7 protein-coding genes are annotated in these 10,875 nt (G+C 73.9%); 5 read left to right on the top strand and 2 right to left on the bottom strand.

The genetic code is table 11. The annotated features are described in order from the left end of the window. Window positions 1-406: 406 nt before the first annotated feature. Both ACWDYJ_RS25060 and ACWDYJ_RS25055 read right to left on the bottom strand, forming a co-directional pair. Window positions 407-2,020, bottom strand: coding sequence for a DUF5691 domain-containing protein (locus ACWDYJ_RS25060; protein ID WP_451567833.1), 1,614 nt, complete (start codon window positions 2,018-2,020; stop codon window positions 407-409). Between the two features lie 233 nt (window positions 2,021-2,253). Further along, on the bottom strand, window positions 2,254-3,600 hold the full coding sequence (locus ACWDYJ_RS25055) for an SWIM zinc finger family protein (protein ID WP_451567832.1): 1,347 nt from the start codon (window positions 3,598-3,600) through the stop codon (window positions 2,254-2,256). Window positions 3,601-3,734: 134 nt separating this feature from the next. Between ACWDYJ_RS25055 and ACWDYJ_RS25050 the strand changes: the two genes are divergently transcribed. From ACWDYJ_RS25050 to sucD, 5 genes are all read left to right on the top strand, one after another. Continuing rightward, on the top strand, window positions 3,735-4,841 hold the full coding sequence (locus tag ACWDYJ_RS25050) for an ATP-binding protein (protein ID WP_451567831.1): 1,107 nt from the start codon (window positions 3,735-3,737) through the stop codon (window positions 4,839-4,841). Then, entirely contained in the window at window positions 4,838-7,111 is a 2,274-nt protein-coding gene (locus ACWDYJ_RS25045; protein WP_451567830.1) for a DUF5682 family protein, read from the top strand. Before ACWDYJ_RS25050 ends, ACWDYJ_RS25045 begins: the two co-directional genes overlap by 4 nt. A gap of 41 nt (window positions 7,112-7,152) precedes the next feature. Continuing rightward, window positions 7,153-8,343, top strand: coding sequence for a VWA domain-containing protein (locus tag ACWDYJ_RS25040; protein WP_451567829.1), 1,191 nt, complete (start codon window positions 7,153-7,155; stop codon window positions 8,341-8,343). A 310-nt stretch (window positions 8,344-8,653) separates the two neighbouring features. Further along, window positions 8,654-9,832 carry an ADP-forming succinate--CoA ligase subunit beta gene (gene sucC / locus ACWDYJ_RS25035; RefSeq protein ID WP_355410301.1) on the top strand — a complete coding sequence of 393 codons (1,179 nt, stop codon included), beginning with the start codon at window positions 8,654-8,656 and terminating at the stop codon, window positions 9,830-9,832. Window positions 9,833-9,853: 21 nt separating this feature from the next. Then, complete coding sequence (gene sucD / locus ACWDYJ_RS25030; RefSeq protein ID WP_451567828.1) at window positions 9,854-10,744, top strand: succinate--CoA ligase subunit alpha; 891 nt, start codon at window positions 9,854-9,856, stop codon at window positions 10,742-10,744. Window positions 10,745-10,875: the final 131 nt, after the last annotated feature.

The following is a 10,875-nucleotide window of genomic DNA, read 5'->3' as shown; positions in this document are numbered from 1 at the left end:
GGGCCGGGCCGCGCCCGGGCCCAGATCTCGCCGGGTTGTCGCCCCGGCTCGAACCTCGCCTTGACTGCGCCCGCCACGGTCGCTCCCGGTGCCCGGCCGCCCGGCCGGGCTGTGTCCGGGTGCGAACTCTCGATCGCGCTGTGCCCCGCCTTCCGCCGGTCAGGGCCGCACCGGGCTCGCGCACTTGCCGGGCGGGGCCGGGGCGGGCCGAACCCGCCAGGCCCGACCCCTCGGTGGGTCGCGACGACAGGGCGCGCCCGTGCCGCAGGCCTCGCAGGGTGGGCTCCGCCCCGGACAGCCCCCGCTTCTGCGTATCGGCCCCCGGCCCCCCGCCCGGATCCGGTGTGATCCAAGCTTTCTCCCCGGCCCGGAGGGCCACGTCCCATGTGTCGCGCCCCGTCAGGGGTCAAGCGGCAGGGGCGAGTTCGGACAGCATGGCCGCGCGGAGGCGGAGGGTGGCGACCAGGCGTTGGAAGGCCTCCGCCCAGTACGCGGCCGCGCCGGGAGAGGCGTCCGGGGGGTCGGCCGAGGCGGCCGTCAAGGCCTCCAGTACCCCGGCCTCCGCAGGGTCCAGGCAGCGTTCCGCGAGGCCCATCACCCCGCTGAAGCTCCACGGGTAGCTGCCCGCCTCGCGGGCGGCGTCCAGCGCCTCCACCACCGCACGGCCCAGTGACCCCGCCCAGGGGACCACGCACACGCCGAGCAGCTGGAAGGCCTCCGAGAGCCCGTGGGCCCGTACGAACTGCGCGACCCACTCGGCCCGTTCCCCCTCCGGCAGGGTCTCCAGCAGCTTCGCCCGCTCCGCCAGCGACGCCGTGCCCGGGCCGGCCGCGGGCGGCGCGGACGCCGCGCCGAGGAGGGCCTTCGACCACCGCGCGTCGCGCTGACGCACCGCCGCCCGGCACCACGCCGCATGCAGCTCCTCCGCCCAGCCCTCGGCCACCGGCAGCGCGACGATCTCCGCCGGGTCCAGCCCCCCGAACCGCTCCGTCCAGCAGGACAGCGGCGCCGCCTCCACCAACTGGCCGAGCCACCAGGCCCGCTCACCACGGCCCGCCGGCGGTCGCTTGACCACCCCGTCGCGCAGCATCCCCGCGTCGCACTCCGCCGGCGGGTTCACCGAATCAGGGCCCACGCAGGCCAGCGCCCGCTCGGCCATCCGACCCGCCAGCGCCGAGCCCGGCAGCGCGGAGAGCAACTCGGCCGCCGTCGAGCGGACATTGCGGCTGCGGTCACCCAGCGCCGCCTCCAGGAACGGCTCGTCCGCCTCCGACAGCCCCGCCCTCAGCGAGTCGAGGAACATCAGCCGGTCCTCGGCCCGTTCGGAGGCCCACGTGGTGGCCAGCAGCCGGGTCGCGGCCGCCGCCTCGTGGGCCCGTACGAGGCCGAGCAGGGCGACCCGTTCCGCGAACAGCCCTTCCTCCCAGAGCCGTTCCACCGCCTCCCCGTCCCCCGGGTCGGGCAGTTCCCCCGCCCCGCCCGCCCCGCCGCGCAGCGCGAACCGCCAGTCCGGATTCAGCCGGGCCAGCCACAGCCCCCGCGCCCCGGCCAGGGCGAGCGCCTGCGGCCGCAGGTCGGTCCGGGCCCGGGCGGCGTCCAGCAGCGCCGGAACGAGCGCCGACGGTGCCCGGTAGCCGTGCCGCGCCGCGGTGGCGAGCCACTGCGGCAGCAGCTCCGTCAGATCCGGTGCGCCGCCCCGCCGGCCGCCCCCGCTCCCGCCGCCCGCGCCGGTGCGGCCCGCCAGCAGCTGCGCGAGCCGCCGCCGGGCCGCCTCCGGCGGTGCCGGGCGCGGGTCCCGCGGTGCGGGCTGCGGCCGCCGGGCGGCCCCGGCCGGCCGCAGCCCGGCGCGGCGCCGCAGGGTCTGGACGGCCGCCGCGTCGAGCAGCGCCTCCGGTGACCCGCCCCGCCGCTCGGTCCCGAGCAGCGCGGCGGCGACCAGCTCCTCCCAGTTCCCCTGCTCCCCCTGCTCCCCCTGTACCTCGGTGCCGCCGGCCGTGGCCGCCTCGTCAGCGCCGTTCATCGGATCCCTCCCTCTCGTGCGGTGCTCCGGTCCCGCCCCCTCCGCGGGACCGGAGCGTCTGTGTTCCGATCGGTCGTCCGTGCCTCAGCTGGCGTGGTTGTCGTTCACAAAAGCCCCCCGGCTTTCTCGTCCTGCACGACGACGCCCCCGCGCCGCCGTTCCGGCGGATGCCAGGCCGGTCGCCCGGCCCCGATCCGACCTTCCCCCGTCCGCGCGCGGCCCTCCGACCCGCGTCAGCCCAGCGCGACCGGCTCCGCGGTGTGCGGATGCCATGCCGTCAGTGGGGTGAAGCCGCGGTGGCCGCACTCGCCGAAGACCGTGACGGGGCCACCGCCCGAGAGGGCGGCGAGCTGCCACAGCCCGGACCGCGAACGGCCCCCGGCGAGCGTCACCGGCAGCGCGGACGTCCCCTCCACGTCCGCGAGCTGCCAGGCCGCGTCACCCGCTTCTCCCGGTATCGGGATCACCGGGCCCAGCACCACCGGCCACGACTCCAGCCACGGGTCCTCCCGCAGCGCGGATCCGTAGGCCGCCAATGCCTCGCCCGGACTCACCCCGGCCGGAGCCCGGGTGGCCGGCACCGCCGCCGCGAAGCGGTCCCCGAGGTCCGCCCGCAGCCCCGCCGAGCCCGCCCGGAAGCAGGCTTCCGCCTCCAGTACCAGCCCGACGGGCAGCGCCAGCCCCGGTGGCCGCCCGGGCGGTCCGAAGTCCAGCACCAGCGCCGGGCGCCCGGTCTCCAGCCCGTGCAGCCATATCCGGCGGGTGATGAGCCGGCCGTCCGGGGACGCCGAGTCGTACTGGGCCAGTACGAGCCAGTGGTCCCGTACGACCTCACCCTCCGCCGAAGACGGCAGCCCCACCCGGCTCCGGACGGTCGCGGCCAGCGGCTCCGGCAGCCCGGACACCCCCAGCCAGGCCCTGTCCAGCAGGTGCAGCAGCGCGAACTCCTCAAGCATCCGGGCGGGCCAGCCCGGGCCGCAACCGGGTATTGTCCCCAACTCCCGTACACGCGCCGCCAGTCCGGGCGCCTGGGCGTCGACCATGCGGGCGGCCGTCTCCTCCCATGCCGTGTACCCCGCCTGCTCCTGCCCGGCCAGTCCGCCGCGCAGCAGATCCACGAGCCGCTGCTCCAGCTCGGTGACGCCCGCGCCGATGCGCTCCGCCCGCCGTTCGGCCCGCCGCCGGGCGGCCTCCTCGTCCACCGGTCCGGCCGCGGTCGCGGCCGGCCGAGCGGCCTTGGCGGCCCGCTCCGCCAGCCATTCGCCGGCCCAGTCCGGCGCCTGTGCCGGATCCCCCATTCCCTCCGCCGCCCAGAGCAGCAGCAGTCCCAGGGCGTGCTTGCACGGGAACTTCCGGCTCGGGCAGGAGCACTTGTACGCCGGGCCCGTCAGGTCCACGACCGTCCGGTACGGCTTGCTGCCGCTGCCCTTGCACAACCCCCACACCGCACCGGAAGCGGAACCTCCGGTCTGCGACCACGGTCCCGCCCCGCCGAGCTTTCCCCCCGCCTTCCGTGACGCCTCGTCAGGAGCCAGAGCCAGTACCTGTTCCGCCGTCCAGCGGACCTCCTGCTCAGTCATGGGTCCAACCGTAGGGACCCCCACTGACAATCGCTCTGACCTGCAACGACGCCTCGATGGAAGGGCGTTGTCAGTGGCATGGTGCACCTTGGAGTCAGCAGTCGGAAGCGGCTGCCGAGCATTGGAGGGGGACCATGACCATGCCCGAGAACGGCACCGGTACCGAGGTGCTGCGACCGCACGCCGAAGACGCTTTCGCGCACGAACTGAAAGCCCTTGCCGCCGCCGACGACCGGACCCGGCCGACCCGCTGGAAGCTCTCCCCGTGGGCCGTGGCGACGTACCTGCTCGGCGGCACGCTCGCGGACGGCACCATCATCACGCCCAAGTACGTCGGACCGCGCCGCATCGTCGAAGTCGCCGTCACCACGCTCGCCACCGACCGCGCCCTGCTCCTCCTCGGCGTCCCCGGCACCGCCAAGACCTGGGTGTCCGAACACCTCGCCGCCGCGGTCAGCGGGGACTCCACCCTCCTCGTCCAGGGCACCGCCGGCACCTCCGAGGAGGCCATCCGCTACGGCTGGAACTACGCCCGCCTCCTCGCCGACGGCCCGAGCCGCGAAGCCCTCGTCCCCAGCCCCGTCCTGCGGGCCATGGCCGACGGCATGACCGCCCGGGTCGAGGAACTGACCCGCATCCCCGCCGACGTCCAGGACTCGCTCATCACCGTCCTGTCCGAGAAGACGCTCCCGATACCGGAGCTCGGCCAGGAGGTGCAGGCCGTGCGCGGCTTCAACCTCATCGCCACCGCCAACGACCGCGACCGCGGGGTCAACGAGCTCTCCAGCGCGCTGCGCCGCCGCTTCAACACCGTCGTGCTGCCGCTGCCCGCCACGGCCGACGCCGAGGTCGACATCGTCGCCCGCCGCGTCGACCAGATGGGCCGCTCCCTGGACCTGCCGGCCGCGCCCGAGGGCCTGGAGGAGATCCGCCGGGTCGTCACCGTCTTCCGGGAGCTGCGCGACGGGATCACTGGTGACGGCCGGACCAAGGTGAAGTCGCCCAGCGGCACCCTGTCCACCGCCGAGGCCATCTCCGTGGTCACCGGCGGGCTGGCCCTGGCCGCCCATTTCGGGGACGGCGTCCTGCGCCCCTCCGACGTGGCCGCCGGAATCCTCGGCGCCGTCGTCCGGGACCCGGCCGCCGACCGGGTCGTCTGGCAGGAGTACCTCGAGGCCGTGGTCCGCGAGCGGGAGGGCTGGAAGGACTTCTACCGCGCCTGCCGGGAGGTGACCGTATGAGTCCGGCCGCCGAGGGGCCGCTGCTGCTGGGGGTGCGGCACCACGGGCCCGGCTCCGCCCGAGCGGTACGCGCCGCGCTCGACGCGGCCCGGCCGCGGGCCGTGCTGATCGAGGGCCCGCCCGAAGGGGACGCGCTGCTGCCGCTGGCCGCCGAGCCCGGGATGCGTCCGCCCGTCGCCCTGCTCGCGCACGCGGCGGACGATCCCGGTCGGGCCGCGTTCTGGCCGCTGGCCGCCTTCTCCCCGGAGTGGGTCGCCATCCGCTGGGCCCAGGACCAGGGCGTACCGGTGCGGTTCATCGACCTGCCGGCCGCGCACTCCCTGGCGGCCGAGAGCGACACGGGGGCAGCCGACGCTCTCCGCCTCGACCCGCTCGCGGTCCTGGCCGAGACCGCCGGGTACGACGACCCCGAGCGCTGGTGGGAGGACGTGGTCGAGCACCGGGGCCACGTACGGGACCCACTGGCCGCCTTCCAGGCCCTGGGTGAGGCCATGGGCGCCCTGCGCGAGGCGTACGGGGACGGCGGGCAGTCCCGCGACCTGGTGCGCGAGGCGTACATGCGCCAGCGCATGCGGTCCGCCCGCCGGGAGTTCGGCGGCGCCTACGCCGTCGTCTGCGGGGCCTGGCACGTGCCCGCACTGCGGGCCCGGACCACGGCGGCGGCGGACAAGGCGCTGCTCGGCGGCCTGCCCAAGGTCAAGGTGGAGACGACCTGGGTGCCCTGGACCCACCGCAGGCTCGCCCGGTCCGGCGGATACGGCGCCGGCATCACCTCGCCCGGCTGGTACGCCCACCTCTTCGCGGCCCGCGACCGGCCCGTCGAGCGGTGGCTGACCAAGGTCGCCGGCCTGCTGCGGGAGGAGGACCGGCAGGTCTCCTCCGCCCATGTCATCGAGGCGGTCCGGCTGGCCGAGACCCTGGCCGCCGTGCGCGGCCGCCCGGTGGCCGGACTCACCGAGACCCTGGAAGCCGTCCGGGCCGTGATGTGCGACGGCTCCGACGTACCGCTCGCGCTGATCGAGGACCGGCTGGTGGTCGGGGACGTGCTCGGCGAAGTCCCGGACGCGGCGCCCGTCGTACCGCTCCAGCGCGACCTCACCCGTCGGCAGCGCTCGCTGCGACTCAAGGCCGAGGCGCAGCAGCGGGAGGTGGAACTCGACCTGCGCAAGGACACCGACGCCGCCAAGTCCCTGCTGCTGCACCGGCTGCGGCTGCTCGGGATCGACTGGGGCATACCCACCGCCTCCCGGGGCAGCACCGGCACCTTCCGGGAGACCTGGCGGCTCTGCTGGGAACCGGAGCTTTCAGTACGGGTCGCCGAGGCCGGCATCTGGGGCACCACCGTCCTGGGAGCGGCCACCGCCAAGGCGGAGGCCGACGCCGCGCGGGCCGAGGACCTGGGGGAGGTCACCGCCCTCGCCGAGCGGTGCCTGCTGGCCGGGCTGTCCGAGGCGCTGCCCGCCGTACTGCGGGCGCTCGCCGACCGGGCCGCGCTGGACACCGACGTGGCGCGCCTCGCCAAGGCGCTGCCCGCGCTGGCCCGTTCCCTGCGGTACGGGGATGTACGCGGCACCGACGCGGCGGCGCTCGGCACGGTCGCCGCCGGGCTCGCCGAGCGGATCTGCGTCGCGCTGCCGCCCGCGTGCGCGGCCGGACTGGATGCCGACGGGGCGGCGGAGCTGCGTCGCCACGTGGACGGGGTGCACGGGGCGATCGGGCTGCTGGCGGACGCCGAGGAGGCCGGCGGGCTGCGCGAGCGCTGGTCGGCGGTGCTGCGGACGCTGGCCGGGCGGGACAGCGTCCCCGGGCTCATACGCGGCCGGGCGGCGCGGCTGCTGCTGGACGACGGCCGGCTCCCGGCGCCGGAGACGGCGCGGCTGATGGGGCTCGCCCTGTCACCCGCCGCCTCCCCGGCCGACGCGGCGGGCTGGATCGAGGGGTTCGCGGGCGGGAGCGCGGGCGGCGGCACGCTTCTGCTCCACGACGACCGGCTGCTGGGCCTGATCGACGCCTGGCTCGTGTCGGTGCCGGAGGGCGCCTTCATCGACGTACTGCCCCTGCTGCGGCGCACGTTCGGGGCGTACGAGCCGGGGGTGAAGCGGACGCTGGGCGAGCTGGTCCGGCGCGGCCCGGGCGGCCGGTCCACGGCCGCCGGAGCCGGCGCGGCCCCCGAGGGCTTCGCCCCGGAACTGGACCGGGCTCGGGCGGACGCGGTGACCGCCCTGGTGCGGACGCTGCTCACCGCCGCCCCGGCCCCGGCCCCTGCCTGACGGCCGACCCTGCAAACGGAACAAGCGGAGGGGACTGACCCATGACGGAAACGGACAGCTCGGGGGACGGCGCGGACGGCGCCGGAGGCGAGCAGCGGCTGCGGCGGTGGCGCATGGTGCTCGGCGGGGGAGAGGCCGACGGGACCGGCTGCGCGCTGACCGGACGGGACGCGGCGATGGACGCCGCGCTGGGGGCGCTGTACGGCGGTACGGGCGGCGGCGCCGGCGGGTCCCGCAAGACGTCGGGGGAGCGGTCCGCGGGCCTCGGCGGCTCCGCGCCGCACGTGGCGCGCTGGCTCGGGGACATCCGTACGTACTTCCCCGCCTCGGTCGTCCAGGTCATGCAGCGCGACGCGATCGAGCGGCTCGGCCTGTCGTCGCTGCTGCTGGAGCCGGAGATGCTGGAGGCCGTCGAGCCGGACGTCCACCTGGTCGGCACCCTGCTCTCGCTCAACAAGGCCATGCCGGACACCACGAAGGAGACGGCGCGGGCCGTGGTCCGCAAGGTCGTCGAGCAACTGGAGAAGCGCCTCGCGAGCCGTACCCGGGCCACGCTCACCGGCGCCCTCGACCGCTCGGCGCGGACCAGCCGCCCCCGCCACCGGGACATCGACTGGGACCGGACGATCCGCGCCAACCTGAAGAACTACCTCCCCGAGTACCGCACGGTCGTCCCCGAGCGCCTGATCGGGTACGGCCGGGCCTCGCAGTCGGTGAAGAAGGAGGTCATCCTCTGCATCGACCAGTCGGGCTCGATGGCGGCCTCCGTCGTCTACGCCTCCGTCTTCGGGGCGGTCCTCGCCTCCATGCGGTCGATCGCCACCCGGCTGGTCGTCTTCGACACGGCGGTCGTGGACCTGACCGACCAGCTCGACGACCCGGTCGACGTGCTCTTCGGCACCCAGCTGGGCGGCGGCACCGACATCAACCGTGCCCTGGCCTACTGCCAGTCGAAGATCACTCGGCCCGCCGACACCGTCGTCGTCCTGATCAGCGACCTCTACGAGGGCGGCATACGCAACGAGATGCTCAAGCGGGTCGCCGCCATGAAGGGGGCCGGGGTGGAGTTCGTGACCCTGCTCGCGCTGTCCGACGAGGGCGCCCCCGCCTACGACCGCGAACACGCGGCGGCGCTCGCCGCCTTGGGCGCGCCGGCCTTCGCCTGCACCCCCGATCTCTTTCCGGAGGTGATGGCGGCGGCGCTGGAGAAGCGTCCCCTCCCGGTGCCGTGACCGTTCTGCGGCAGCCCTTCGACCGGCCTTCGACGGGCCCTTCGACGGCACCGCGTAAATCGGCAGATCACACGAAGATGCAGTTCAACCGTGAGGCGATCTGTGACAGGTATCACCGCTCAGGTGTGATCTGTGATTTAGGGACCCACGTCCCACGGGGATAACCTGCGGGACGGACATGCCGCGTCCACGGTCACCGTGTGCGCCTCCCTTGTGACAGCGCAGTCACGTTGCCCTCCGCGGCACGCCCACGCAGATAGCAGACAACCGCGAATCACTGCGAATCTTTGAAGACAAGGGACGGACGCGCGTGGACCTGTTCGAGTACCAGGCGAGGGACCTCTTCGCCAAGCACGGTGTACCGGTGCTGGCCGGTGAAGTCATCGACACGCCTGAGGCGGCTCGCGAGGCCACCGAGCGGCTGGGCGGCAAGTCGGTCGTCAAGGCGCAGGTGAAGGTCGGCGGCCGAGGCAAGGCCGGCGGCGTCAAGCTCGCCGCCACCCCGGACGAGGCCGTCGCCCGTGCGACGGACATTCTCGGGATGGACATCAAGGGCCACACGGTCCACAAGGTGATGATCGCCGAGACCGCTCCGAAGATCGACGAGGAGTACTACGTCTCGTACCTCCTCGACCGGACCAACCGCACCTTCCTGGCCATGGCCTCGGTGCAGGGCGGCATGGACATCGAGGAGGTCGCGGAGAAGACCCCCGAGGCCCTCGCGAAGGTCCCGGTCAACGCCAACGAGGGCGTCACCATCGAGAAGGCCCGCGAGATCGTCGCCCAGGCGAAGTTCCCGGAGGCCGTGGCCGAGCAGGTCGCCGAGATCCTGGTGACCCTGTGGGACACCTTCATCGCCGAGGACGCGCTCCTCGTCGAGGTCAACCCGCTGGCCAAGGTCGAGGGCGGCCGTGTCCTGGCGCTCGACGGCAAGGTCTCGCTCGACGAGAACGCCGAGTTCCGCCAGCCGGGCCACGAGGAGTTCGTGGACCACGCTGCCGCGAACCCGCTCGAGGCCGCCGCCAAGGCGAAGAACCTCAACTACGTCAAGCTCGACGGTGAGGTCGGCATCATCGGCAACGGCGCGGGTCTCGTCATGAGCACCCTCGACGTCGTCGCGTACGCCGGCGAGAACCACGGTGGCGTCAAGCCCGCCAACTTCCTCGACATCGGCGGTGGCGCCTCCGCCGCCGTGATGGCCAACGGTCTCGAGATCATCCTCGGCGACCCGGACGTCAAGTCCGTCTTCGTCAACGTCTTCGGTGGCATCACCGCGTGTGACGAGGTCGCCAACGGCATCGTCCAGGCGCTGGCACTGCTGGAGGAGAAGGGCGAGGCGGTCACCAAGCCGCTCGTCGTCCGTCTCGACGGCAACAACGCCGAGCTGGGTCGCAGGATCCTCTCGGACGCCAACCACCCGCTGGTCCAGCGCGTGGACACCATGGACGGCGCGGCCGACAAGGCCGCCGAGCTCGCGGCTGCGAAGTAAGGGCAGAGGTCACAGACTCACATGGCTATCTTCCTCAACAAGGACAGCAAGGTCATCGTCCAGGGCATGACCGGTGCCACGGGCATGAAGCACACCAAGCTGATGCTGGCTGACGGCACCAACATCGTCGGCGGCGTGAACCCGCGCAAGGCCGGCACCACCGTCGACTTCGACGGCACCGAGATCCCGGTCTTCGGTTCGGTCGCCGAGGCGATGGAGAAGACGGGCGCGAACGTCTCCGTCCTCTTCGTCCCGCCGGCCTTCGCCAAGGCCGCCGTCGTCGAGGCCATCGACGCCGAGATCCCGCTGGCCGTCGTCATCACCGAGGGCATCGCGGTGCACGACTCCGCCGCCTTCTGGTCGTACGCGACCGCCAAGGGCAACAAGACGCGGATCATCGGCCCGAACTGCCCGGGTCTGATCACCCCCGGCCAGTCCAACGCCGGCATCATCCCGGGCGACATCACCAAGCCCGGCCGCATCGGTCTCGTGTCCAAGTCGGGCACGCTGACCTACCAGATGATGTACGAGCTCCGTGACATCGGCTTCTCCTCGGCCGTCGGCATCGGTGGCGACCCGGTCATCGGCACGACGCACATCGACGCCCTGGAGGCGTTCGAGGCCGACCCCGACACCGACCTGATCGTCATGATCGGCGAGATCGGCGGCGACGCCGAGGAGCGTGCGGCGGAGTTCATCGCGAAGAACGTCAAGAAGCCGGTCGTCGGTTACGTCGCGGGCTTCACCGCCCCCGAGGGCAAGACCATGGGCCACGCGGGTGCCATCGTCTCCGGTTCTTCTGGCACCGCACAGGCCAAGAAGGAAGCCCTCGAGGCCGCGGGCGTGAAGGTCGGCAAGACGCCGACCGAGACCGCCAAGCTGGCGCGCGAGATCCTGGGCGCCGCCAAGTAAGCAGTCGCGGCCGCAGTGCCGGCCGTACGTACGGGCGTGGCCCGCACCCCTCGGGGTGCGGGGCTCTGCCTGGCCCGCTTCGAGGTGCTCCTCGGCCAGACGCACAACGCCCTCGACCTCGCCGACGCCTG

Source organism: Streptomyces sp. NPDC003042 (assembly GCF_053591315.1).
Note: the sequence above shows the minus strand (reverse complement) of the source record. Positions and strands in the feature narration are given on the sequence as shown.

Coding starts and splice junctions, on each gene's coding strand:
- ACWDYJ_RS25060 (WP_451567833.1), bottom strand. CDS start 2,020: ATGAACGGCGCTGACGAGGCGGCCACGGCCGGCGGCACCGAGGTACAG.
- ACWDYJ_RS25055 (WP_451567832.1), bottom strand. CDS start 3,600: ATGACTGAGCAGGAGGTCCGCTGGACGGCGGAACAGGTACTGGCTCTG.
- ACWDYJ_RS25050 (WP_451567831.1), top strand. CDS start 3,735: ATGACCATGCCCGAGAACGGCACCGGTACCGAGGTGCTGCGACCGCAC.
- ACWDYJ_RS25045 (WP_451567830.1), top strand. CDS start 4,838: ATGAGTCCGGCCGCCGAGGGGCCGCTGCTGCTGGGGGTGCGGCACCAC.
- ACWDYJ_RS25040 (WP_451567829.1), top strand. CDS start 7,153: ATGACGGAAACGGACAGCTCGGGGGACGGCGCGGACGGCGCCGGAGGC.
- sucD (WP_451567828.1), top strand. CDS start 9,854: ATGGCTATCTTCCTCAACAAGGACAGCAAGGTCATCGTCCAGGGCATG.